We start from the raw sequence: 25,503 nt of genomic DNA on the forward strand, positions 1-25,503 counted from the left end.
AAAAAGTTAATACTTTCGGGTGAAATCATAAAAAACACTAAAAATGAAAAAAAAACAAAGAAAACTTCTATCCTTCGCAATTGCCACAGGTCTAATGTTAGGTTCCTGCTCAGATGACATTATCCAAATAGATGAAACTACCGCACCTTCGGCCGTAAGTGCAAAAGCTTCAATTGAAGCACCTTCAAAAGGTCATTTTAATTTAGACTTCTCTAATGCTGTAAGAGAATTTGAGATAGACCTAAATTTATCTGCTGCAGTTGAGCCTAGTGAGTGCGGAGATACTCCATTTAATGAGGTGGCGGATTATTACAACAACTTATTAATAGATGGTTTTATCTCTGCTTGGGATGGTAATCCTGACGCCATTGAAATTATTTTAGAAGACTATTTTGCCATAAACCAAATTGCAGCGGCATACGAAAATAAGAACACTGATTACTTTGGAGCAGATGGAGAGTACACGAACTACGTAAAACAACGCACCAGAAGTCTTGAAAAGTTTTGGGATATGGGCAATTCAATAACTGTTAACGGTCAACACACAGCTACACTAGAAGATTTAGACTTTATCCGGTACATTTATGAAAATTACTCAGATGCAGCTCCAGAAGAAATTGATTATATCTTAAACATAGCAGAGACTTTTAATATAGGAAGCGACCAAATACCTGAAAATCCATTTTTTGCATCAGACGGTTTTGCTACCTCTGACAAGACAATTGTAATTGGCGACGGTATAGTAACATTACTTGAAGACACCGGTCTAGATCCCAAAGTAGTTTGGTCAAGCATTTTAGCCCATGAATGGGGACACCAAATACAATTCTTAAACTTTGACAACTGGGAGTACCCAATACCTGCATTTAGTAATACACCCGAATCTACAAGAATGACTGAACTAGAAGCTGATTTTATAACCGGTTACTATCTAACCCATAAAAGAGGCGCTACGTACAACTGGAAACGCGTTGAAGACTTTTTATCCGCCTTTTTTAATATAGGTGATTGTGGTTTTGAAAATCCTGGCCATCATGGTACGCCTGCACAACGTTTAGCCGCAGCCAAAGCTGGTTATGACTTAGCCAACGGAGCTAAGAAAAAAGGTAAGATTCTTAGTCAAGAAGCTGTACACCTCGCTTTTCTTGCAGAGTTAAACTCAATTACGAATACGGCAGCACCAAGAAGTGTCACCAGATAATTATTTTATAGTTATTTAATAAAAATGGCCGCCTCTATAGGGCGGCCTTTTTATTTTCTATACAATATGTGCAAGATAAGTTCTATTTTTCCTCGAAATTATTCAGCCCTTCTAAAAGCCATTCCCGATACACATCACTATCCGTATACTGCACTGCGGTATTTAGAATTTCCATATCGGGTGTCATCAAAACGTAGTAAGGTTGAGAAGCCGCATTAAAATTAACCGTCTGAAAAGTACCCCATTTCTGTCCTACGGTCTCAATATGTTTTACTCGGCCGGTATCATATTTAAAATCAAATTGCTCTGCCTCAAGAAGTTCCTTTCGGTCATCTACGTACAAAGAAATAAGAACGTAGTCCTCTTTTAAAATAGCATACACATCAGGTTCGCTCCAAACATTCTCTTCCATCTTCCTACAGTTCACACAGGCCCAACCGGTAAAGTCCAACAGGATAGGCTTATTTACTTTCTTTGCATGAGCTACTCCTTCATCAAAATCCTTATAACAATCTATGCCCAACGGACAGTCGCTCTCGGTTTCAAAAACACTGTAAAATGCCGGTGGCGGAAAACCACTCAAAAGCTTAAGATTAGAAAACCCTATAAGCCCCAAAAGAATATAAATTGAAAACGCGGCACTTACCAATCCAGTAACTTTTCTTCCCGCTGAAAGTTTTTGCTTTGGCCCGTCATGCGGAAACCTAAATAATCCAAAAAGATAAAGCGCAAGCAATACGATCAATACCACCCATATACCCAAGAATATTTCACGTTTTAAAATACCCCAATTGCCTACAAGGTCTGCATTGGAAAGGAATTTAAGTGCTAATGCCAGTTCTAGAAAACCTAACACCACTTTAACCGTAGTCATCCACCCACCGGATTTTGGCAATGAATTCAACCAGGCAGGGAATAATGCAAAAAGAGCAAACGGCAGAGCCAACGCCACACCAAAACCGGTCATGCCCGCTGAAAGGTTCACAGCTACATCTCCCTCTTCCAAAACGGTGCTCCCTAAGAGTCCGCCTAAAATAGGTCCTGTACATGAAAATGAAACAATGGCCAATGTTACCGCCATAAAGAAAATACCTATTACGCCACCTATTTTGGAAGAAGCTGCATCCATCTTATTTGCCCAAGAACTAGGCAAAGTCAATTCATAGTACCCGAAAAAAGAGAACGAAAAGAACACGAAAATCAAGAAAAAGGCAATGTTCAACCAAATATTGGTAGCTATGGTATTTAATATCTGGGAGTCTACCGAGTCAAAAATATGGAAAGGCAAACTGAGCAAAAAGTATATTAAAACGATAAAAAATCCATACAACAGGGCATTAATAATGCCTTTGGATTTTTTTTGCGAGTGTTTGGTAAAAAACGATACCGTAAGCGGAATCATAGGAAAAACGCAGGGCGTCAACAACGCAATTAATCCGCCTAAAAATCCTAAGCCAAAAATCATCCAAAGACCGGAACTTGCCTCACCTACCTCGTGCGTACTCCCTAAAAGCCCCTTATTTTTTAAATCGATTTTTAATGCCGAACTCAAAGATTTACTGTGTTCATCTATAGTCTTCTCCTCCTTTACAGCCACCCCTCCATCTAGAACAAAACTAAAATCTGCATCCACCGGAATACAGACCTCTTTACAAACCTGATAGAAAAAGTTGATGTCAATTTGATTGACATCCGGATTAAGTAGTTTTATTTTTTGAGTAAAAACGGCCGTTTCCTTAAAAAAGGTTTCATCTACCTCAAAAATATCACTGTACTCAACAATGGTTTCACTCTCTAAAGTTTTACCAACAAGCTCATAGTTTTCACCTGCATTTTTATAACTGAATTCACTTGGCAAGGACCCTCCTTCAGAAGTAAACTGAGAGTACATATGCCAACCTTCCGCAATGTCTCCTTTCAGAATCAACTCATAATCTGTGTCGCTAATTTTTTTTACTTCTTGAGACCATTTCACGGGATTGTCATCATCCTGGGAGAAAAGACCTAAAGAATTAAAAAACAATGCAATAAATACTATTATATATTTCATTAATTTAATATAAATTTTAAAATATCACTTGTATCTTCCTTTACCTTAAAACGCTCATCTGCCCGCCTACCTATTATCCAAACTACATCTTCACCGGAACAAAGCAACCATTGGCGCTCTTTGGAAACAACATCAATCTTTTCATCCTTAAAAAACTTGGACAGCTTTTTCTTACCCTGCATTCCTAAAGGATAAAAGTAGTCGCCATTTTTCCATTTCCTTATCGTTAACGGATACTTTAACGCTTTTTTATCTACGTACAGTGTGTGGAGCCCCTTGCTTGACAAACTATCTGCCGATTCAATTGTAATATGAATGGGCTCTAAAACTTCGGTTTGCTCTTCCGAAATAGCATAAAACTCGGTATCAACTTTCTCAGAAACTTCCGTCAACAATAAAAACTCCCTATCCTTAAGCAAGCGGTGGGTTTTAGAATAAATCTCCTTCCCGCTCATGGCAGTTATTAAATTTTTCACATCATCCCATTCCGTGAACCCATATACCTTAAACAGAGCATGTATATGTGCTGAAATAGGATTTAAATCCAATAATGCTTGAGTGGGAATACGAATTACACCTTCCATTTCTTGAAACAAGCGCGACTTCAATTCCAGAACATGGGCGTCAATAAGCGCTGCACTCTCCGAAAGGTGTTCTTGTGTTTTTGTAAAATTCTTTAAAAAAGAAGGGTTTAAATCCTTCAGCAAAGGCACAATTTCATGCCGGATTTTATTCCGAAGATATTTGGTATCCGCATTAGTGGCATCCTCTCTCCAATTTAAGTTTTGAGACTTTGCATATTCCAAAATCTGACTTCTAGAAAAACGAAGTAGCGGCCTAGATAAAGTCTCCGTTTTTTCAGGAATTCCGGACAGCCCGTCAATACCCGTCCCCCTGGAAAGGTTGATTAAAAACGTTTCCAAACTATCATCCACATGATGGGCAGTTACCAAGGTTTTAATATCATTTTCACGCATGACTTCTGCAAACCAACGATACCTAAGCTCTCTTGCGCCAACTTGAACCGAAACTTTATTTTTTTCAACGTAACTAATTGTATTAAAATTAGTTACGAAAAATTTAATATCATTAATCGATGCTAATTCTTGAACAAATTTTTCATCGCCGTTACTAGCCTCTCCCCTCAAATTAAAATTGCAGTGAGCAATGGCAAAATCCAATTTACACCTAATGCAAAGATGAACCAAAGCCACACTATCCAACCCTCCGCTACAGGCCAATAAAAACTTGGTCTTTACAAGGTTTTGAAAATTAGCTTCAATATGTTTTTGGAATTCTTCTAACACGATATAAAGGTAAGCAAGAATTAGAATTTGGAGGTCACAATGCGCATCTTTAAACAGGCTTAGCCCTCAAGGACTTCTCGCATAGCTTTTGCCTTCAGCAAACACTCCTCATACTCTTTTTCCGGAATGGCCTTTGCCGTAATGGCACCTCCCACGGAATAGGAAACGTATTTTTTGGACGCATTATAAAGAATACTTCTTATGACTACATTAAAATCGAAATCCCCATTGGGCGTAAAATACCCCACAGCACCACTGTATAACCCTCGTTTAAAAGCCTCCAAATCCTCAATAATCTTCATGGCCGATACTTTTGGGGCTCCTGTCATGCTACCCATAGGAAAGGATTCTTTGATTACATCAACGGGATTAACACCGGATGAAACTTGAGCCACCACAGTGGATATCATTTGATGTACTTGTTGAAAGGTATAGACCTCACAAAGCTCTTCAACTACCACACTACCTTTTAGGGCACTTTTAGACAAGTCGTTACGGACCAAGTCTACGATCATTATATTTTCAGCTCTTTCTTTAGGGTCGGTTTTAAGGGCATTTACTAGCTTATCATCTTCCTCCGGCTGTTTGGCTCGTTTAGAAGTCCCTTTAATAGGTTGCGAAATTAACTTCCCCGCTTCTTTACGTAAATAACGCTCTGGAGAGGCCGAAAGCAAATACTGGTCATAGACCTTTAAAAAAGATGCAAAAGGCGCTTCTGATATCTTATTTAGCTTTTGATAGGTCTTATAAGGGTTGATTTGCGTGTCTTCTGCATAGAATTCTTGACAGAAATTTGCTTCGTAAATATCACCCCGATGAATATGGGACAACATTTTACCTACTTGTTTAAAATATTCGTCCTTAAAAATGCGGAGCTTTATTTTGATGTTTTCCGTCACCAAGATGCTTTCCTTCTCGTGAATTCCATCGGAAATCAAGTCAAAATCGGACTGTATTTCATCATCAACCATCCGCAGATATTCAAAAACCACGGTACTCCCGGTTATCTTAATGATTTTCTTCGGTTGAAAAAAGAACAACTCCGCAAACCCTAGTCCATCGTGATTTTTAGATGACAGACGCTCCACATCATTCTTAAGGTCGTAAGAGAGATAACCAAAAATATAATCTTTGGCCCTATCTTGAAACTCCCTTAATTTTTCAAAAGCCTTTTCGCTATCAGTTTTAATGGTCGTTAAGGCATCTACAGCCAGTAAAGCATCAAAGGAGCTGTACTTGCTATTGTGTCCATTGCCATCCAACCACACCACTTCTTCAAACTGTTGCGCCCAAAGCAATAGGTCCTCCTTAAACTTTTTAATTTCAGAAACCGTGAACGTAGTAGAAATACGCAAATGAAAGAGACTTTAGAATTTACTTAAAAACTGGTCTACAGCAGCGCGGTGTGCCTTAGCAAGCTCAGTATTCGTTATACCTTTCCCCTCCGTAAAATTTTCTTGATAAGAAGGTAAAGAAAAAGTAGCGGCTATTTGAGCTCCAAATCTAGGCAAAACCTTTTCCGTGGTTTCCAAAGCTGTCATACCTCCTCTTTGCCCTCCTGAGGTAGACATCAACAACACAGGTTTATCCTCTAAAAACTTACGCTCAACACGTGACAACCAGTCTGTTAAATTCTTAAAATAAGCTGAAGGACCACTGTTATGCTCATTAACCGAGATAATGATGCCATCTGCCTTGACAATGTCATTTTTAAGCTCTACCAATGAGTTTGAATATCCATTTTCTCTTTCATAATCCTCACTGAACATAGGGAAAGGAAAGTTCACCATATTCAATAATTGAACATTATAACCCTCAATAAGAGAGACGGTGTGCTTTACCAATTGATAATTTATTGATTTAGAGGAATTGCTTCCTGCGAATGCTAATAGCGTTGCCATAATTAGTAGTTAGATGTGTTTTAGCGAAAATATAGCAAATAGAGTTGAATTGCGAGTATTTTATCTAATTTTGCAGCGCAAACATCCAAACTAACTGTATTACAAGTATATATGACAGTTACTCCTATTAACAAAGGAGCAGTACAACGAACAGAAGTACTAAAATGCAAAGTTTTAAGTTTTAATGATGCTTTTGCCAACTATTGATCGTATTTGCAGTGGAAAATAAGACAGCAAGATTGTTTTTTATTGATGCCATGAGGGCATGGGCCATTCTAATGATGCTCCAAGGGCATTTTATAGATGGATTGCTAGACCCTGTTTATAGAGATGGGTCCAATACGGCTTTTTCTATTTGGAAGTACTTTAGAGGCATTACCGCTCCCGTATTCTTTACGGTTTCAGGGTTTATCTTCACCTATCTTTTAATTAAAGGCGATAAAACCGGACTTCAGAACCCTAGGGTAAAAAAGGGCGTGAAAAGAGGGCTTGAACTCTTGTTTATTGGGTATTTATTGCGAACGAACCTTCTAGGTCTTCTACAAGGAAAAATTTATGATTCCTTCTACCTGATCGATGTACTGCATTGTATAGGACTTTCTTTACTTGGGATCATTGGTGTCTATCTATTCACTGAAAAACGAAAGAAGTTTGTTTTCCCAACTATACTGTTAAGTGCAACCTTGGTTTTATTCATATTTGAACCCACTTACAAGACCTGGGAATTCTCATTTTTACCGGATGCCTTTGCCAATTACCTAACGAAAAGCAACGGTTCTGTTTTTACCATTCTCCCATGGTTTGGCTATGCTTCATTTGGAGCTTTTTTATCGGTTGTTTTTACGAAGTTTAAAAACTTGAAATATTTATATTTCATAGCCATTCCTCTTTTTGCCGCAACAGGGGCTACATCAATAGCCTACTCATCCGATTTGTTTTTACTCGCATCAAAACATACAGGTTTACAGCTTTTTGCAAACATTTATTTCAACAATTACTTATTCATAAGACTAGGTGATGTACTGCTTGTTTTTAGCGTATTTATGCTATTTAGAAGCCTACTTAGAAACAAGAGTATTTTAAAAATTGGACAAAGCACCCTATCAATTTACATCATACATTTTATTATTCTATACGGCACATTTACAGGATTAGGACTATATCGGTTTTTACACCATTCCCTTTCTCCTGTAACCGTTATTTTAGGAGCCTTAACGTTTATGGTCGTCTGTACTTATTCCGCTCTTGTTTATGAAGAAAATAAGGAGCAGATAAAACTAAGAATTACCACTGCCCTAAGATTTGTTTTGACCAAAATAGAAATTACTTCAATCTATATATTTCAAATTTCAAAAAGTAGATTTTTTAGATTCTTAAGGAGAGTTGGTTTGGCTAAGAATTAATTTCTGCCATCTTTAAAATAAAAGAAAAAAATCCGAGTTTATAGCTCGGATTCTTTTTCTTTTGAACAGCAAAGCATTGCGCTGTTCAGTTTAACGATACACTACGAATTTGCATTGATCACCTTCATCTCTTCTTCCGTAAACGTTAAATTACCCAACGCTTTTACATTCTCTTTTAGTTGACCAGCAGAACTCGCCCCCACCAATACAGAAGAAATAGCCGGTCTGTTCAAAAGCCAGGCAATGGCCATTTGAGATAGCTTTTGGCCTCGCTTATCCGCAAGATCCACCAAATTTTTAATCTTATCCAGTTTTTTTTCTACTTGTTCCCTATCCAGGTAGGTCAGATTTTTTGCTGCTCTAGAGTCATCCGGCACACCATTTACATACTTGTTGGTAAGCATTCCCTGTGCCAAAGGAGAAAAAGCAATGCAGCCCACTCCATTATCCTCTAAAGTATCTAGCAGCCCATCTTCTACCCACCTATCAAAAATTGAATACCTAGCTTGGTGCAGCACAAACGGAACCTTTAACTCCTTTAATAACGCAGCTGCTTCTGCCGTTTCTTTAGGCTGATAGTTGGAAATACCCACGTAAAGAGCCTTTCCTTGACGAACAATATCCGCAAGAGCAACCATAGTTTCTTCCAAGGGTGTATCCGGATCAGGCCTGTGGTGATAAAAAATATCAACATAATCCAATCCCATTCTTTTTAAACTCTGATCTATACTGGCCATTAGATACTTTCTAGAACCCCAATTGCCGTAAGGCCCGGGCCACATATCAAATCCCGCTTTAGAAGCTATGAACATCTCATCTCTATACCCTTTAAAGTCTTTCTTAAAAAGCACTCCAAAATTTTCTTCTGCCGAACCATAAGGAGGTCCATAATTATTGGCCAAATCAAAATGAGTAATACCTAAATCGAACGCTGTTCTTAAAATTTCCCTAGCGTTATGCTGATTATCTATAAAACCGAAGTTATGCCACAAACCAAGGGAAATAGCGGGCAGCAAAACACCACTCTTTCCACAGCGATTGTATTTCATTGTGTCATACCTCTTAGAATCTGCAGTGTATTCGGTAATACCTGACTTGTCATTTATATGCATTGAAAAATGTTTTAATTACTAAACCCTAAAGCTACATAGAAATTACGAATGGAGATATCACAACTTAGAACCGAATCCATAAAAACAATATCGACCTTACACATCCGAAGCAATAGGTTATTAGGACTGAATCAAAATAGACGGTAAAACATAAACCCTTGAAAGGATTCTACTATTTTTATCTCTTCATCTAAAAACAAAACAATAGCAAACATGAGCGACAAAAAGTTTACCCCCGTTAAATTGGCATTGGAAAAAGATAAGAGATATGCCTGGTGTACCTGCGGCCATTCCGAAACGAATGTTTTTTGCGATGGCTCTCATAAACAACACCAGAAACCCGGCTCTTTAGTTTTTCAAGTTGATGAAGATAAAGACGCCAGAATCTGCACTTGCAAGCTTACAAGCAACCCACCTTATTGTGATGGAAGCCACAAATAAAAAAATCCCGTCTAGAAGTTAGACGGGATTTTTTTTTACAATACTTTGTGAATTCTAAATATGCAATGCACGGTTATCCGTAGCGGCAAGAGCAGCTTCTTTTACCGCTTCGGCAAAAGTAGGATGTGCATGACTCATTCTAGAGATATCTTCAGCAGATGCACGGAATTCCATAGCAGTAACCGCTTCGGCAATTAAATCCGCACTACGGGCACCAATCATATGAACCCCTAAAACTTCGTCCGTTTTCTTATCGGCCAATATTTTTACAAACCCGTCCAAATCCATACTGGCACGAGAGCGACCTAAAGCACGCATTGGAAACTGCCCCACTTTGTATGCTACACCAGCTTCTTTAAGTTCTTCTTCCGTTTTACCAACAGAAGCAACTTCTGGCCAAGTGTAAACCACACCTGGAATCAAGTTATAATCTATATGAGGTTTTTGACCTGCCAATTGTTCGGCAACCAAAGTTCCCTCTTCTTCTGCTTTATGGGCCAACATGGCACCACGAATAACATCTCCAATAGCGTAGATGTTAGAAGCAGAAGTTTGTAAATGGTCGTTCACCTCTACTTTGCCTCTAGAATCCAATTTAACACCAGCGGCTTCAACGTTCAATCCATCGGTATAAGGTCTTCTACCCACAGCAACCAAACAGTAGTCGCCTTTCAACTCTATCTCCTGACCTTTTTTATCATTGGCCTTAACTACAACCTCGTCTCCGCTTCTCTCAACGGACTTCACTTTACTGGAAAGGTTGAATTTTACCTTTTGCTTCTTTAAAACCTTGGTCAATTCTTTGGAAAGCGAAGCATCCATAGTAGGAATAATGCGATCCATATATTCAACTACGGCAACATCCGCGCCAAGACGCTTGTAAACTTGACCGAGCTCTAAACCAATAACCCCTCCACCTATAATAATCAAGTGCTTAGGTATCTCTTTTAACGTTAAGGCCTCTGTAGACGTAATTATGCGCTCTTTATCTATTTTTATGAAAGGAAGCGTAGATGGTTTACTTCCTGTAGCTATAATTGTATTTTTAGCTTCAATGGTTTCCGTAGTCCCATCATTTTTCTTGATATTGATATGTGTAGCGTCCTTAAAACTACCCAATCCTTCAAAAACATCAATTTTATTTTTGTCCATCAAAAACTTGACCCCATCACACGTCTGTTTTACAACAGCCGCCTTTCTGGCGATCATCTGCTCCAAGTTTACCTTTATCTCGCCTGGAATATCAATTCCGTGATCCGAAAAATGTTTAATGGCATCCTCGTAATGGTGAGAAGAATCCAATAAAGCTTTAGATGGTATACAACCTACATTAAGGCAGGTTCCTCCTAAAGTACTGTACTTTTCTATTATTGCTGTTTTCAACCCCAATTGTGCGCAACGAATAGCCGCCACATATCCTCCTGGTCCTGAGCCAATAATGGCCACATCGTATGAACTCATAAAATTTTCTTTGAATTTGAAATACAAAATTAATACTATTTTCCGGTTTAAGGTACCCTTTATCGATTTATACAAAAGTTGCACAAACCCCATCAAAATTGTAATATTACCTAATAGCTAAACCGTTATTAATGACAAACCAAAATTCAGGGGAGCACAGAGAGAACGAAAACATCGTTAAAAACAAAGAATTAAATATCTGGGAAGCACTCACCCCCGTTATAGTCCTAGTAGCCATGCTGGCCTATAATGTTTATGTATTTGGAGATGATGCGCTTAGCGGATCCAACCAATTTATTCTCCTCTTGGGAGGCGCCGTTGCCGCCATTGTAGGTGTAATGAACAAGGTATCTTACAAGCAAATGATGGCAGAGGTAGCAGAAAACCTGAAATCTACCACCGGAGCATTGCTCATTTTACTAATGGTAGGAGCATTAGCGGGTTCTTGGCTTATAAGTGGTATCATTCCCGCTATGATCTATTACGGGCTTCAGATTCTCAATCCCACTATATTTTTAGCTGCAAGTGTCATTATCTGCGCCATTATATCCATTGCCACAGGAAGCAGCTGGACTACTTCCGCAACAGTAGGCATAGCCCTTATAGGTATTGGCGAAGCACTGGGCATACCATTAGGAATGACCGCCGGCGCCGTATTGTCCGGAGCCTATTTTGGGGACAAACTATCTCCTCTTAGTGACACTACCAACCTAGCACCTGCCATGGCGGGCGGAGAGCTTTTTGAACATATTAGATATATGCTCTACACCACAGTGCCAACGGTTAGCGTTACCTTAATCTTTTTTATCATATTAGGATTTTCAATTGAAACGAAAGGGGCCGCGGATATTGATTCCATTTTAACCTCTATTAATTCCGCTTTCACCATTACACCTTGGCTTTTTCTTGTACCTATAGCCGTAGTAGTTCTAATCGTTAAGAAAACTCCGCCATTGGCCGCCCTGCTCATAGGAACTTTATTGGGAGCAATATTCGCCCTTATTTTCCAACCCGATGTTGTAGCAGGTATTACGGAGGCAAAGACACTTACATTCAAATCAGGTTACGAAGGCGTCATTAAAGCCATAACCGTTCAAACCTCCGTACCAACGGATAACGCTGCACTTAACGACCTATTCTCATCAAAAGGAATGACAGGAATGATGGGTACCATTTGGCTCATTATCTGCGCCATGGTTTTTGGTGGTATTATGGATGGTATTGGCGCATTGGACCGTATTACAAAATCCTTATTAAAAATGGCAAAAACTACATTCGGGCTTTTTGCCAGTACCGTAGGAAGCTGTTTGGCATTGAATATTACCGCATCAGACCAGTACCTTGCCATTGTTGTTCCCGGTAAAATGTTCAGCAAGGCCTATGCCGATAAAAATTTGGCCCCTGAAAACTTAAGCCGAACTTTAGAGGATTCCGGAACGGTAACTTCCGTTCTTGTTCCTTGGAACACCTGTGGAGCATATCATAGTAGTGTTCTTGGAGTTGGAACCGCGGAGTACGCCCTTTTTGCCGTTTTCAATTGGCTGAGTCCAATTATGACGCTTATTTTTGCTGCATTACAGATCAAATTAAAGCAACTGACTACATCGTCTTAAAAAAATAAAGATTTCTTAAAATCGCCTAAATGTGAATATCAAAATAACAAGTCATTAAATTGAGAATTTGGTAATTTAAGCTGTTTGATTTTACTGATTTAACACTTTATGTCAAATGAAATACATCGCATCTACAATACTTATTCTTCTATCAATTTTTTAAATACACATTACTTTTATCGCCATAATATTGATGTAATTTTGTAATCAAATTGAAACATTAAAAACTATATCATATGGCTTTTGTAGGTAAAAAATTCCCCAATCTGAGTGTAAACGCAATGAACGATTTGGGAGACACATTCAAATTGAACGTTTTAGAGGAAGCTCAAAAAAACAACAAGAAGGTTGTTCTTTTCTGGTACCCGAAGGACTTTACATTTGTTTGCCCAACTGAATTGCACGCTTTTCAGGCTGCTTTAGGTGAATTCGAAAAAAGAAATACATTGGTAATTGGTGCGTCTTGCGATACCGCAGAGGTTCACTTTGCTTGGTTAAGCACAGACAAAGATAACGGTGGTATTGAAGGTGTTACATATCCTCTATTAGCGGACAGTAACCGTAACCTTGCCTCCACTTTAGGTATTTTGGACATTACTGATGAGCAGTACAATGAAGAAACCGGTGTTGTTACTGTTGAAGGAGACAATGTAACCTACCGTGCAACATACCTTATTGATGAAGAGGGTACTGTTTTCCATGAAGGCATCAACCATATGCCATTAGGTAGAAACGTAAACGAGTACCTACGCCTTATTGATGCTTATACACATGTACAGGAAAAAGGTGAGGTTTGTCCAGCAAACTGGGAAGAAGGAAAAGAAGCAATGACCGCTGATAGAAAAGGTGTTGCCGAATACCTTTCTGCACATAGCAACTAAATAATTGCTTTAGTTACAAGTTAACCGCTTGTACAATTAGTGCAAGCGGTACTTTTTCAACTTAAATAGTATAAATTTTAAAACCTTTAGATATGGTATTGGAATTGGAACAAGACAATCTGCAAGAAATCATAGCAGAGAAGAAAAATGTAGTAGTACAATATTCTGCCGGATGGTGTGGCAACTGCCGTATCATGAAGCCTAAATTCAAGAAAGAAGCTTCTGCTAACGAAGATTTTACTTTTGTTATAGCCGATGCCGAGAAATTCCCTGAAAGTCGAAAATTGGCTAATGTAGACAACTTGCCTACTTTTGCCACTTTCACCAATGGAGAGTTTAAAAATCAAGTACAAACGAACAAATATGATGTTCTAAAAGAATTGATCAGTGAAGCTTCCAGTAATTAAGCACTTAACAAATTTCATTGAAGAGAACGATGAGGATTTTGTTATTGAAACCATTGAGACCTTAGAAGCATTGACCGAAGTGCCTTCTCTAAAGGACGAGGAACTTGATGTTATTGGTGAACTTATATCCAATATGTACGGCGCTCTAGAAGTACAGAAAGGTATTAAAGCAGGTAAACCGCAGAAGGAAGCCTTGAACGAATTTATGCAACGTGTAATGGGCTCTATAGACAAATAGAACACCCCATTTTACAACGATTTAAAGTGAAGTAACTATTGATTTTTTAAACGAATCAATTAAGTTGTTTCACTTTTTTCATTTTATACGTTTTCATAAACCACATTTATCATATGCAGCACCTTTAATTAGCTATAATTTTATATTTTCACAGCGAATCTAAATAGAACATATCATGGCAACAGTAACCTTAAAAGGAAACGAAATACATACTTTAGGAAATCTTCCTGCAAACGGAAGCAAAGCTCCTAGCTTTACATTAACAAAAAGCGACCTTTCACCTGCATCTCTTTCTGACTACTCCGGAAAAAGAGTGGTTTTAAATATTTTTCCTAGTGTAGACACGGGTACTTGTGCCCAGTCCGTTAGACAGTTCAACCAAGAAGCTGCCGAACTGGACAATACCGTAGTTCTATGCGTGTCCAAAGACTTACCTTTTGCCCAAGCCCGTTTTTGTGGCGCTGAGGGTATTAAGAATGTAGAAATGTTATCTGATTTCCGTGACGGAAGTTTTGGTAAAGACTACGGAGTTGCCTTCTCAGATGGCCCCCTAGCCTCTTTATTATCTAGATCGGTAGTGGTACTTAATGAATCCGGTGAAGTAATTCATACGGAACAAGTTACCGAAACGGTAGATGAGCCCAACTACAAAGCGGCTCTTGAAGCTTTAGCCGATGCCTAAAGAAGAGTCGTTTGCAGTAAACAGAATAAAAAGTGTGGGCTTCGCTTTGCGTGGAGCCCTTCTTTTGGTTAGGACGGAGGCCAGTATAAAAATCCAGGTATTTTTGGCCATTGCCGTTACTATTGCCGGATTTTATTACGAAATCTCTGCTACGGAATGGATTTTTCAAGTCTTTGCCATTTCTATGGTCGTAGGCATTGAAGGGGCCAATACGGCCATAGAAAAATTGTGTGATTTTATTCATCCGGATTTTGATGAAAGAATCGGTTTTATTAAAGATGTAGCCGCTGGCGCCGTAATGCTTGTATCCATTGGAGCAATTATTGTTGGCTGTATTATCTATATACCAAAAGTATTCTAGTCCCTATTTCATCTGCATTTACAATTCTGTTTGGTTGCAATTTTCCATGTTACAATACCAAACCCATCACACACCTGTATTAAACGGAAGACTCCCAAATCAGCCAAAAACCATTCCTTCAACAAATATTTTCATCGCTGTAGCTAGCTACTTATGATTCCAAAATGATGTTTCAAAAATTTTAAATCTCGTATTTCCCTACCCTATCCCCAATCAAACGACCTTATAAAATTTGTTGCTACAAAAATCAGTAATTAAGTAGTTTAAGACTCTGCAGGTTATCGATAAGACCCCACAGAACAACATAATCCAGAAAAACCCGTTAAAAACAAAAAAGGACAAATTAGATAGTAAAAAGCTATGTTCAATAGCATACGGAAAGCAGTTTTCATTAGGGCTTTCAAGGGCGAAAAATCAAGTATCAAAAAAACCATAACCCCCTTTAGGGAGTATGTACTTTATAAAAACGAAAAGACTTTTCACAATCCCTACTTTGAAAACTTCGTAATACGTATTTTTGCATCCAGTGGAAAAAAAGTAATGGCCAAAAAGAAAACAACGACAACCAAAAAAAAGACGCCCACCAAGAAGGCTAGTCTTAAGGTATCCAAAAAGAACAAGATTATTTTAGGAAGCCTACTGATACTTTTCAGTATGGCACTATTTTTCTCATTTGTGTCCTTTTATTTCACTTGGCAGGATGACCAAAGCTTATTATCAGAATTTGCCAATAGAAATGAACAAGCCAAAAACCTGCTCAATAAGTTTGGGGCCAGTGTAAGCCACTTTTTTGTTTACAAAGGTTTTGGTGTGGCTTCTATTATCTTAACAGTTCTAGTTTGTATTACGGGGCTACACCTGTTCTTAAGCTTGGAGAAAAAAGGGCTTCTAAAAAAATGGATATGGGGTCTGGTCTTTATGATTTGGATATCTATTGCCCTAGGTTTTCTAGCAGACACCAAACCCTTATTGGGCGGACTTGTAGGCTATGAAATGAACGACTTTTTAAGGGATTACACAGGTAATATAGGTGTGGTACTTATTCTTCTTTTTGGCCTGGTATTCATATTAGTGCGTTTCTTCCATTTTACTCCTGAAGGAATGGCCCAGTTTTTCCGCAAAAAGACATCAACCTTAAAATCTGAATTAGAATCTACAACAAAAGAAGCATCCGATACGGTTAGAGATGTAAAGGAATCCATTAAAAAGACAGAAAAGGAAGAACCTATAGTACTTGACACATACACGCATAAAAAAGACATTCCGCCTTTAAAAAAGGAAGAGGTTCCTTTAGATGATTTTGAAGTTACCGTTCCCGTAGAAGAAGAAACCACAGATGAACTTTCTATGGAAGTAGAGAAGATTGTGGAAGAGCAAGAAGAAACTGATAATATTGCGGATAAACTAGTGGAGGATTTTGGTGAATTTGACCCTACCCTAGAATTAGGCAACTATAAATTCCCCACCATGGAACTGTTGGACCAGCACGGTGTAACAGGTGGTATCACCATAAACCAAGAAGAACTTGAGGAAAACAAAAATAAAATTGTAGATACCCTTAAGAACTACAAAATTGGTATTTCTCAAATCAAGGCTACCATTGGTCCAACCGTAACCCTTTACGAAATAGTTCCCGAAGCCGGTGTACGAATATCCAAGATTAAGAACCTAGAAGATGATATTGCCCTTTCGCTTGCTGCTCTGGGTATACGTATTATTGCACCTATTCCAGGAAAAGGAACCATTGGTATTGAAGTGCCCAACAAAAATGCGACAATCGTTTCTATGCGTTCGGTCATAGCTTCCAGTAAATTCCAAAAAGCGGAAATGGAACTGCCCATTGCTTTTGGAAAAACCATTAGCAACGAAACTTTTGTTGTAGACTTGGCAAAAATGCCCCACCTTTTAATGGCTGGTGCTACAGGTCAAGGTAAATCCGTGGGATTAAACGCGGTGCTTACCTCGCTTCTTTACAAAAAGCATCCGGCCGAGGTAAAGTTTATCTTGGTAGATCCTAAAAAAGTGGAACTTTCCATCTATAATAAAATAGAAAGACACTTTCTTGCGAAATTACCAGATTCTGAAGAAGCCATCATTACAGATAATGCAAAGGTTATCAATACCTTGAACTCCCTTTGTATAGAGATGGATGACCGATACGAGTTATTAAAGCATGCCCAAGTACGTAACTTAAAAGAGTACAACGTAAAATTCAAGGCCCGAAAGCTTAACCCCAATGACGGACATAAATTCTTACCGTACATTGTATTGGTGATAGATGAATTTGCAGATTTAATCATGACCGCGGGCAAAGAAGTAGAAACCCCTATTGCGCGTCTTGCCCAATTGGCTCGGGCTATTGGTATTCATTTGATTATTGCTACGCAACGTCCTTCGGTAAACGTTATAACGGGTATTATAAAAGCAAATTTTCCCGCCAGGATTGCGTTTAGGGTAACCTCTAAAATAGATTCAAGAACTATTTTAGATGCACAAGGAGCTGATCAGCTTATTGGTCGTGGAGATATGCTCTATACGCAAGGAAACGATGTTACCCGTATTCAGTGTGCTTTTGTAGACACCCCAGAAGTAGCCAAAATAACAGAATATATAGGTTCGCAACGCGCCTATCCAAATGCCCATGAACTGCCAGAATATTCGGGCGAGGATTCTGGCACAAGTATTGATGTTGATATAGCGGACAGGGATGCCCTCTTCCGTGATGCCGCCGAAGTAATTGTTACGGCGCAACAAGGTTCCGCATCTTTGATCCAAAGAAAAATGAAATTGGGTTACAACCGTGCAGGTCGTATCGTAGACCAGTTGGAAGCGGCTGGAATTGTAGGTCCTTTTGAAGGAAGTAAAGCACGCCAGGTTCTAGTACCTGACCTTGTAGCCCTTGATCAATTGCTGAGCAACGAACGCTCCTAATTAGAACTATTAACTTAAACAATAAAATGAAAAAGATTATTCTAGTATTTACCCTTGTGTTACTTTCAAACGTAACTTTTGCCCAAAATTCAGAAAAAGCAAAAGCCCTATTAGAAGATGTATACACCAAGGTTAAAAGCTATGACAATATTTACGTAGATTTTAAATACGTACTTAACAATTCAGAAGCAGGTATAAATCAAGAAACACGTGGTGAAGTTACTTTACAAGGAGATAAGTTTATTGGTAACTTCTTTGGCACTACACTATTGTATGACGGCTCTAAAGTCTATACCATTATTCCAGAGAACGAAGAAGTGACCATAGAAGACAAATCTGACGATGGCAGTGCACTGACCCCTGCTAAAATGTTAACGTTCTACAGAGAAGGCCATAATTACGAAATGGATATCCTTCAAAACGTAAACGGAAGAAAAATACAGTATGTAAAGCTTACCCCTATTGATACAGATTCTGAAATAAAGACCATTTTATTGGGTATTGATGCGGAAACAAAGCATATTTACAAATTGATAGAAACCGGTAAAAATGGTACCACTACGACCATTACCGTTAATTCTTTCAAAACTAATCAACCTTTGTCAAAAACCTTATTTACTTTTGACGAGGCCAAGTACAAAAATGACGGGTACTACATAGTAAGAAACTAATATTACCACATTGAGAATTCTAGACCGATATATATTATCGCGGTTCCTTTATAATTTTTTGAGTTCGTTCGTAATATTGATGTTCATCTTCATATTTCAGACGATATGGTTGTTCATTGATGACTTTGCCGGGAAAGGTCTGGATATGGGTATTATTGGGAAGTTTTTCTTCTATATGATGCCCAGTTTAACGGAAAAGGTACTCCCGCTTACCGTGCTTCTTGCATCGATACTTACGTTTGGAACGTTGGCCGAGAATTATGAGTTTGCCGCAATGAAAGCCTCTGGAATTTCCTTGCAGCGTTCTATGCTCAGTCTTATTATTTTTATGATAGGTCTAGGTGGCGTTACCTTTTATTTTGCGAATAGCGTTATTCCCGCATCCGAACAGAAAATCTACAATATGCGGCGTAATATAGCCAAGGTTAAACCTGCTGCAGCTATTGAAAAAGGGGTGTTTAGCGACTTTGAGGGTATGAGCATCAAAGTAGATGAAAAGTATGGTGAAAAAGACCGTTTTCTAAAAAACGTAATCATTCATCAAAAAACGCCTACTAACGTAAACAGTACGGTAATAAAAGCGAAAACCGGCGAACTTATCAGTAGCGAAGATTCGGAACTTATTCAATTGGTTCTGCGTGATGGTCATTATTATCGTGACATGGATAAGAAGAAAAGCACTGAAAAGAGAAAATACCCTTTTGCCAAAAGTAATTTTGAAATTTACCGGATGAACATTGAAATTCCGGAAATGGAACAAGATCTTGAAGAAGAGAATGTATCCAATCGTGAGAAAATGAAAAATGTTTCCCGATTGATTAAGGATATGGATTCCATTGAAAAGGATAACAAGAGAATAGTTCAAGCGTTTTCAAAAAACATTGTGTATCGTATGGGCGGTTTTATTCCGCTTTCCCCAAAAGATACTGCTGCTACGGAAAAAATGAACCTGTTGCGCCAAAAAGAAGCCTCTAGCAAGTCTATGACAACAACTGCAGTTGATACTAACACAGTACAAAATAACGAAACAGCCCAAATAGATTCGGTTACTCAAACTAGTAATGTTATTAAGTCCGAAGAAAAAACGGCTCCTAAGGAAATAATTTCACTGTTTAAAGACTGGCAGAAGGTACAGGTAATGAACTCCGCCAAAAATTCGGTTTCCAACATTATGACTTCCATTGAAGGAAAGAAACAAGAATTGAACAAGCGTTATGAAATACATAGGCGACATATTTTTTCATTACACGAAAAATATGCCTTGGCCCTTTCCTGTATTATCCTATTCTTTGTAGGTGCACCTTTGGGAGCTATTATTCGCAAAGGAGGTATAGGACTACCAATGGTAATAGCTATTTTACTTTTTCTTGTCTATTACTTTTTAGGTGTTTTTGCAGAAAATTATAGTTACAAAGGAAATATTCACCCCATTATAGGAGCATGGCTATCTTCAATGGTTATGCTACCTTTAGGCGTTTATCTAACGAGACAAGCTACGGCAGACCAAGGAATGATGAATTTTGGAAATGTCATAGACTTTTTCAAAAAACTTTTTTCAAAAAAAGACAAAACTGAAGAAGAATAAATAGCGATATGGAAAAGAAAATTCAATTGAATACTATTGAGGAAGCTATTGAAGAAATAAGAAAAGGAAAAGTCATTATCGTTGTTGATGATGAGAATCGCGAGAACGAGGGTGATTTTCTTGCCGCTGCAGAACTGGCAACACCAGAAACCGTAAACTTTATGGCCACTCACGGTAGAGGTCTTATCTGTGCCCCGTTAACCGAAGGTAGATGTAAAGAATTAGGTCTGCACATGATGGTCAATAACAATACGGACCCCATGGAAACTGCTTTTACCGTTTCTGTAGATTTACGTGGTGGCGGAGTTACTACTGGTATTTCAGCTTCGGACAGGGCCAAGACCGTACTTGCCTTAACCGATGCCAACACAAAACCACACGATTTAGCTCGCCCTGGACACATTTTTCCACTTGTAGCTAGAGAAGGTGGTGTACTGAGAAGAACAGGACATACAGAAGCTGCTATTGATTTTGCTAGATTGGCAGGCTTACAACCTGCAGGTTACATTGTAGAAATCATGAACGAAGATGGTAGTATGGCCCGTCTTCCCCAATTGGTAGAAGTCGCTAAAAAGTTTGATCTAAAAATTGTTTCTATAGAAGATTTGGTTGCCTATAGAATGGAACATGACAGCCTTATAGCTAAAAAGGAAGATTTTGACATAGACACTCGTTTTGGGAGGTTTCGTTTACGAGCGTATCAACAGACCACCAATAACCACGTACATATTGCATTGACCAAAGGTGCTTGGAGCAAATCCGAGAAAGTTTTGACTCGTATCAATTCCACTTTAGTCAACAATGATATTCTGGGAACATTGACCAATAACCCAGATGCCAAACTTGAAGATATGTTCAAGGCGATAGATAAAGAGGGAAAAGGCGCTATTGTTTTTATAAATCAAGATTCAGAATCATTAAATCTTTTATCCCGGTTGGCCGAGTTAAAAGAGCTACAAAAGAAAGGAATTCAAAAAGCACCAAAAATTGATATGGATGCCCGTGATTTTGGAATTGGGGCACAAATTCTACATGATTTGGATATTGCTAAAATGAGAATCCTATCAAACTCGCCACAAACCAAAAGAGTTGGTATTGTAGGCTATGGCCTAGAGATTGTGGAGTATGTAGCCTACTAGAGCCTGCTCTTATTTCTAATCTATTTTATTAATTGACTGGGCGGATACCCAAATTGTTTTTTAAAACAGCGACTAAAATATAAGGGATCGCTGAACCCTATTAATGTGGTTACTTCGGATACGTTGTATTTTTTGGTACGTAATAATTGTGCCGATTTTTTCAACCTAATTGTTCGCACAAATTCATTAGGTGCCAAATCTGTTAGTTCTTTTACTTTTCGGTATAATTTTGAAGAGCTCATACCCAAAGATTTACACAAAAAAGAAGTGTTTAACTGGCTGTTGCCCATATTTTCATGAATCAATTCCGTTAGATTTTCCATAAAAGATTGATCTATGGGCGAGTGTGTTAAAGTGTTTACCTGACTTTCGATTTCCTCGGAAAATCTACTTTTTAGTTCTTTTCTTGAGTTGATGATATTCTCAATTCGTGTTTTTAATAAAGCCGGATCAAAGGGTTTCACCAAATAGCCATCTGCGCCAGAGCTGTAGCCGTTTATTTTATCGTCATTGTCCGATAAGGCAGTTAATAAAATAACCGGAATATGGCTAATATCCGCATCGTTCTTCAATGCTTTACAAAATTCCAATCCGTCCTTAACCGGCATCATGATATCCGCTATGCAAATAGCAGGTTTTACGTTTAGGCAAACTTCCAATCCCTTTTCGCCATTTTCCGCTTCAAAGACCTTATAATAGTCCGATAGGAAATCCACCAAATAATTCCGTAGTTCCGCATTGTCCTCAATAATCAGAATACGCTCTTTTAAATGTGTACTCTGTATAATTTTCTTGGCTGTTATCAGTTGTGGTGAATCTTCGGTAACCTGGTTTTTCTCATATTCAAAAACTTCATCATCTCCATATGCGTTGCGACTTACAGGAAGTTTTAACGTAAATACACTTCCTTTGTTCAGTTCGCTCTCCACAGTTATAGAGCCTTTATGCAATTCTGCCAAAGCCTTAACCAAAGATAGGCCAATACCTGAACCCGTATTAAGACCGGAACTATTGGGTGCTTGATAAAAACGCGAAAATATTTTCTGCTGACTTTCTTTTGGAATTCCTATTCCGTCATCACTCACTTCAACCATTAAAAAAGCCTTCCCCTCCTCTTCTTTTACTTCTATAAAAAGATCTACATGGCCATAATTGTGGGTGAATTTTAATGCGTTGGACAGGAGATTATATAACATTTTATCATACTTGTCCCGATCAACATACCCTTCGATTGCCTCGTTTTCCGATATTAGGTTGAAGTTTATCTTTTTATCGTCCGCCAATTCTTCAAATGATCGAAAGGTATTTTGGGTATACAGAAGAATATCCGTCTTGGTAACCTTTAGGCGCAATTCCCCTGATTGGGCCCTTCTAAAATCCAACACTTGGTTTACCAGATTTAACAATCGGTTGGCGTTCTGATGAATAAGGTTATAACGACTCTGCTGAAAATAATTCCCAGAGTCCTTACCGTCCTCCATTAACTGTTTTGCGGGCCCTAAAATTAAAGTGAGCGGAGTTCTAAGTTCATGGGATATGTTGGTAAAGAAGCGCAATTTTTCATTATTCAGTTTTTCATCGCGTTCTCGTTTTACTTTTTCCATCAACCATTGTTGTTTTAAGATAATACGTTCCCTGACCTGTTTACGAATAAAATAAAAAGCCAGTGCCAGTATCAACAGTAGTATAAAGAGTGCTTTATAGGTAAACCAAAAAGGAGGAAGTATTTTAATCTGATATTCAGAAGTAGCACTCCACACCCCGTGACTGTTCATAGCCTTCACCTTGAAGACATAATCCCCCGAAAATAAATTGGTATACTGAACCGTACGCTGCCTCATATCTACGGTATTCCAGTTTTCATCAAAACCTTCTAAAATATAACTGTACCTGTTCTGTCTGCCATTTACGTAGGATGGACTAGAAAAGGTGAGCGAAAAGTTTTTGTTGGCATTTTCCAGAACCAAACTGCGGTTTAGGTTTAAGTCGGTTTTAAGTATTTCCTGTCCGTTTATTACTGAACCAATTTCAATCGCCTTGTTCTGCACCCGTATATTTGTAATTATAGGTTCTGGTGCGAACCCATTTACCGAAAGTTCTTTAGGGGAAAAGCTAATAACACCTTCTTTCCCTCCAAGGTACATATGCGTATCATCTGCAAAATAAAACCCTCTGGTACTAAAAACATCCAGCCGGTTGCCACTTTCTGTATGATAGAGTTTTAATTCTTGGGAAGTTATATCATACTTACCCAAATTATTATTGTTCATATTCAACCATAGAAAACCATCTTTCCTAGATACAAGATTTGTAATCCACCTATTTTTCACCCCATCAATATCTTCTAGGGCAGAAAAATCATCCAATGCCGGATTATAATAACACAAACCTTTACGGGTAGCTGCCCAGATTTTTCCGGTTTCATCTATAGCAATATCGCTTACATTATTATGGGGCAAACCAACCTTGTCATCAGATTGCGTTTCATACGCCTTGACTTTCATAGAAGAACGATTATAGCAAAAGACCCCTGTTTGAGTAGCGAACCAAATTCTGCCGTTCTCACTTACCTTAATAGAATTAATATCTACTCCGGGCAACAAATTACCATACGAGGACTTTACATCGTTGGTGTTTAAATCCAAAATTACGGCTCCCTCACCATGCGAAGCAATAACCATTTCGTCATTGCTCATAGGTTCAAAAGCCAAAATAGGGGCATGCTCAAAACCAACGTCAATTACCTTTTCCGTTTTTTTCTGATAATCGAAAATCAGTACTTTTCCGTTCCAAAGCCCGCAATAAAATATTTTGCCGTCCGGGGAAAACATACTGGAAATATCTTCTTGTGTACGATAAAGCGGGATATAACTTTCTCCGTTAGATATAAACAAACCATTGTGCCTGGTAGCCACAACTATCTTATTATCATACGTTTTAGAAAAATCCCGTATACGAGGAATTTGATTATCTATAAACCTGCTTATAGAGGTATTGTATTTGAACTGGTTCTCATAAGGATCATATTTGTCCAGTCCCTCTTCTGTACCTACCCAAAGTACACCTGAGGCATCAAAATAGAGTGCAGATACCAAATTATCAACCAAAGAATCATCATCCGACAATTCCGAAAAATACCAATCATAGCCTTGCTCCCGAACATCTTCAAGTTGGTCTACCCTTAGTATTCCTCCTAGAGTACCTAGCCAATACTTTCCGCTTGATGACTTTGCTACGGATATAAAATAGGGTCCTAGTTTATCCCGTACCTCGGAGTCTTCAATAAATAGATTTTGAAAACGGTCATCAGCTGTATTCAATTTGTACAGGCCATTTCTACTTCCTGCAAAAATATCCGACTTATGGTCTTCGTAAATAAAATTTAAATAAGGACTGGGTTCAATTGTGTTTTGGTCAGATAACGAATAGTGCTTTATTTGTACGATTGAGCCTAAGTTATCCAACGAAATTCTAGCTATGCCCACATTACCATAGCTACCTATCCACAAACGCCCTGTGGAATCTTCAAAAATTTCTTTTACATAGGTAAACCCATCTAAATCAACTTTACTGAAACTTTCTTTTTTAGGGTCATATAAAAACAAACCTTTATCCCTAGTACCAACCCATACCCTTTTTAAGCGGTCAATATGTACGGACCTAATTTCCTTATCCTGTATTGAGCCCGTTCTATTAGGATTCGGCAGAAAAACTTTGAACTTGTAGGTGTTTAAATCCAAAAGGGTAAGCCCATCACGCGTTCCGATCCAGAGTTGGTTTCCTTCTTTATCAAATTCCAATGCTGTTATATCATCATTGGGAATTGTATTTAATGCCGGAGTAGCACTGGTGTACGACTTAAACTCGTACCCATCAAACCGATTAAGACCAGAAAAGGTACCAAACCAAAGAAATCCCTCATTATCTTGAACAATGTGTCTTACTGAATTGTGCGAAATTCCACTGGCATCATCATAATGCTCAAATTTTAACGATTGAGCGTATAGTCCCCATAGTGAGAAGACCAACCAGAATACACACGTTAACAGATAGTTCATTGGTTTTTGCGTTGCTACTACACAATTTAAGCTTTTAAAAAACAACACCAAGATTAACCGC

20 protein-coding genes are annotated in these 25,503 nt (G+C 38.4%); 13 read left to right on the forward strand and 7 right to left on the reverse strand.

What is annotated here, in order from left to right; all coding sequences use genetic code 11:
• Nucleotides 1–43 precede the first annotated feature (43 nt).
• Nucleotides 44–1,201 carry a hypothetical protein gene (locus KO513_RS17000; RefSeq protein ID WP_215914457.1) on the forward strand — a complete coding sequence of 386 codons (1,158 nt, stop codon included), beginning with the start codon at nucleotides 44–46 and terminating at the stop codon, nucleotides 1,199–1,201.
• Nucleotides 1,202–1,283: 82 nt separating this feature from the next.
• On the opposite strand, the gene KO513_RS17005 is transcribed toward KO513_RS17000, so the two are convergent.
• Genes KO513_RS17005 through KO513_RS17020 form a run of 4 tightly spaced genes read right to left on the reverse strand, consistent with a single transcriptional unit; the run spans nucleotide 1,284 to nucleotide 6,459 of the window.
• Entirely contained in the window at nucleotides 1,284–3,251 is a 1,968-nt protein-coding gene (locus KO513_RS17005; protein WP_215914458.1) for a protein-disulfide reductase DsbD family protein, read from the reverse strand.
• Nucleotides 3,251–4,558, reverse strand: coding sequence for a tRNA lysidine(34) synthetase TilS (tilS, locus tag KO513_RS17010; protein WP_215914459.1), 1,308 nt, complete (start codon nucleotides 4,556–4,558; stop codon nucleotides 3,251–3,253). Before tilS ends, KO513_RS17005 begins: the two co-directional genes overlap by 1 nt.
• Nucleotides 4,559–4,617: 59 nt before the next feature.
• Entirely contained in the window at nucleotides 4,618–5,913 is a 1,296-nt protein-coding gene (locus tag KO513_RS17015; protein WP_215914460.1) for an anthranilate synthase component I family protein, read from the reverse strand.
• A gap of 12 nt (nucleotides 5,914–5,925) precedes the next feature.
• Nucleotides 5,926–6,459 (reverse strand): NADPH-dependent FMN reductase, encoded by a 534-nt coding sequence (locus KO513_RS17020; protein ID WP_215914461.1) that lies wholly within the window; start codon nucleotides 6,457–6,459, stop codon nucleotides 5,926–5,928.
• A 218-nt stretch (nucleotides 6,460–6,677) separates the two neighbouring features.
• Between KO513_RS17020 and KO513_RS17025 the strand changes: the two genes are divergently transcribed.
• Complete coding sequence (locus KO513_RS17025) at nucleotides 6,678–7,862, forward strand: heparan-alpha-glucosaminide N-acetyltransferase domain-containing protein (RefSeq protein ID WP_215914462.1); 1,185 nt, start codon at nucleotides 6,678–6,680, stop codon at nucleotides 7,860–7,862.
• A gap of 101 nt (nucleotides 7,863–7,963) precedes the next feature.
• Here the strand turns inward: KO513_RS17025 and mgrA are convergent, their stop codons facing one another.
• Nucleotides 7,964–8,974: an L-glyceraldehyde 3-phosphate reductase gene (gene mgrA / locus KO513_RS17030; RefSeq protein WP_215914463.1), complete on the reverse strand. Its 1,011-nt coding sequence runs from the start codon at nucleotides 8,972–8,974 to the stop codon at nucleotides 7,964–7,966.
• A 213-nt stretch (nucleotides 8,975–9,187) separates the two neighbouring features.
• Between mgrA and KO513_RS17035 the strand changes: the two genes are divergently transcribed.
• Nucleotides 9,188–9,415: a CDGSH iron-sulfur domain-containing protein gene (locus tag KO513_RS17035; RefSeq protein ID WP_215439353.1), complete on the forward strand. Its 228-nt coding sequence runs from the start codon at nucleotides 9,188–9,190 to the stop codon at nucleotides 9,413–9,415.
• Between the two features lie 54 nt (nucleotides 9,416–9,469).
• On the opposite strand, the gene lpdA is transcribed toward KO513_RS17035, so the two are convergent.
• Complete coding sequence (gene lpdA / locus KO513_RS17040; RefSeq protein ID WP_215914464.1) at nucleotides 9,470–10,876, reverse strand: dihydrolipoyl dehydrogenase; 1,407 nt, start codon at nucleotides 10,874–10,876, stop codon at nucleotides 9,470–9,472.
• Between the two features lie 131 nt (nucleotides 10,877–11,007).
• Between lpdA and nhaC the strand changes: the two genes are divergently transcribed.
• From nhaC to ribB, 10 genes are all read left to right on the forward strand, one after another.
• Complete coding sequence (gene nhaC, locus KO513_RS17045; protein ID WP_215914465.1) at nucleotides 11,008–12,489, forward strand: Na+/H+ antiporter NhaC; 1,482 nt, start codon at nucleotides 11,008–11,010, stop codon at nucleotides 12,487–12,489.
• 236 nt (nucleotides 12,490–12,725) lie between these two features.
• A complete protein-coding gene (locus tag KO513_RS17050) occupies nucleotides 12,726–13,370 on the forward strand; it encodes a peroxiredoxin (protein WP_215439347.1) in 645 nt (214 codons plus the stop codon).
• A gap of 92 nt (nucleotides 13,371–13,462) precedes the next feature.
• Nucleotides 13,463–13,777 (forward strand): thioredoxin family protein, encoded by a 315-nt coding sequence (locus tag KO513_RS17055; protein ID WP_215439345.1) that lies wholly within the window; start codon nucleotides 13,463–13,465, stop codon nucleotides 13,775–13,777.
• Entirely contained in the window at nucleotides 13,758–14,015 is a 258-nt protein-coding gene (locus KO513_RS17060; protein ID WP_215439343.1) for a DUF6952 family protein, read from the forward strand. Before KO513_RS17055 ends, KO513_RS17060 begins: the two co-directional genes overlap by 20 nt.
• Before the next feature lie 175 nt (nucleotides 14,016–14,190).
• Entirely contained in the window at nucleotides 14,191–14,697 is a 507-nt protein-coding gene (tpx, locus tag KO513_RS17065) for a thiol peroxidase (RefSeq protein WP_215439341.1), read from the forward strand.
• Nucleotides 14,690–15,058 (forward strand): diacylglycerol kinase, encoded by a 369-nt coding sequence (locus KO513_RS17070; protein WP_215439339.1) that lies wholly within the window; start codon nucleotides 14,690–14,692, stop codon nucleotides 15,056–15,058. The genes tpx and KO513_RS17070 overlap by 8 nt, the downstream gene beginning before the upstream one ends.
• Before the next feature lie 540 nt (nucleotides 15,059–15,598).
• Nucleotides 15,599–17,989: a DNA translocase FtsK gene (locus KO513_RS17075; RefSeq protein ID WP_215914838.1), complete on the forward strand. Its 2,391-nt coding sequence runs from the start codon at nucleotides 15,599–15,601 to the stop codon at nucleotides 17,987–17,989.
• 26 nt (nucleotides 17,990–18,015) lie between these two features.
• The gene (locus tag KO513_RS17080) at nucleotides 18,016–18,660 is read left to right on the forward strand and encodes a LolA family protein (RefSeq protein ID WP_215914466.1); all 645 of its coding nucleotides are present in this window, start codon (nucleotides 18,016–18,018) and stop codon (nucleotides 18,658–18,660) included.
• Between the two features lie 31 nt (nucleotides 18,661–18,691).
• Nucleotides 18,692–20,245, forward strand: coding sequence for an LptF/LptG family permease (locus tag KO513_RS17085; RefSeq protein WP_371735995.1), 1,554 nt, complete (start codon nucleotides 18,692–18,694; stop codon nucleotides 20,243–20,245).
• Between the two features lie 8 nt (nucleotides 20,246–20,253).
• A complete protein-coding gene (ribB, locus tag KO513_RS17090) occupies nucleotides 20,254–21,384 on the forward strand; it encodes a 3,4-dihydroxy-2-butanone-4-phosphate synthase (protein ID WP_215914468.1) in 1,131 nt (376 codons plus the stop codon).
• Nucleotides 21,385–21,404: 20 nt separating this feature from the next.
• On the opposite strand, the gene KO513_RS17095 is transcribed toward ribB, so the two are convergent.
• A complete protein-coding gene (locus tag KO513_RS17095; RefSeq protein WP_215914469.1) occupies nucleotides 21,405–25,442 on the reverse strand; it encodes a hybrid sensor histidine kinase/response regulator transcription factor in 4,038 nt (1,345 codons plus the stop codon).
• Between the last annotated feature and the right edge of the window lie 61 nt (nucleotides 25,443–25,503).

This window comes from Zobellia sp. B3R18, from assembly GCF_018860715.1.
GTDB lineage: Bacteria > Bacteroidota > Bacteroidia > Flavobacteriales > Flavobacteriaceae > Zobellia > Zobellia russellii.

Coding starts and splice junctions, on each gene's coding strand:
- mgrA (WP_215914463.1), bottom strand. CDS start 8,974: ATGCATATAAATGACAAGTCAGGTATTACCGAATACACTGCAGATTCT.
- KO513_RS17055 (WP_215439345.1), top strand. CDS start 13,463: ATGGTATTGGAATTGGAACAAGACAATCTGCAAGAAATCATAGCAGAG.
- ribB (WP_215914468.1), top strand. CDS start 20,254: ATGGAAAAGAAAATTCAATTGAATACTATTGAGGAAGCTATTGAAGAA.
- KO513_RS17095 (WP_215914469.1), bottom strand. CDS start 25,442: ATGAACTATCTGTTAACGTGTGTATTCTGGTTGGTCTTCTCACTATGG.
- KO513_RS17075 (WP_215914838.1), top strand. CDS start 15,599: ATGGCCAAAAAGAAAACAACGACAACCAAAAAAAAGACGCCCACCAAG.
- lpdA (WP_215914464.1), bottom strand. CDS start 10,876: ATGAGTTCATACGATGTGGCCATTATTGGCTCAGGACCAGGAGGATAT.
- KO513_RS17080 (WP_215914466.1), top strand. CDS start 18,016: ATGAAAAAGATTATTCTAGTATTTACCCTTGTGTTACTTTCAAACGTA.
- KO513_RS17020 (WP_215914461.1), bottom strand. CDS start 6,459: ATGGCAACGCTATTAGCATTCGCAGGAAGCAATTCCTCTAAATCAATA.
- nhaC (WP_215914465.1), top strand. CDS start 11,008: ATGACAAACCAAAATTCAGGGGAGCACAGAGAGAACGAAAACATCGTT.
- KO513_RS17070 (WP_215439339.1), top strand. CDS start 14,690: ATGCCTAAAGAAGAGTCGTTTGCAGTAAACAGAATAAAAAGTGTGGGC.
- KO513_RS17035 (WP_215439353.1), top strand. CDS start 9,188: ATGAGCGACAAAAAGTTTACCCCCGTTAAATTGGCATTGGAAAAAGAT.
- KO513_RS17000 (WP_215914457.1), top strand. CDS start 44: ATGAAAAAAAAACAAAGAAAACTTCTATCCTTCGCAATTGCCACAGGT.
- KO513_RS17005 (WP_215914458.1), bottom strand. CDS start 3,251: ATGAAATATATAATAGTATTTATTGCATTGTTTTTTAATTCTTTAGGT.
- tpx (WP_215439341.1), top strand. CDS start 14,191: ATGGCAACAGTAACCTTAAAAGGAAACGAAATACATACTTTAGGAAAT.
- KO513_RS17050 (WP_215439347.1), top strand. CDS start 12,726: ATGGCTTTTGTAGGTAAAAAATTCCCCAATCTGAGTGTAAACGCAATG.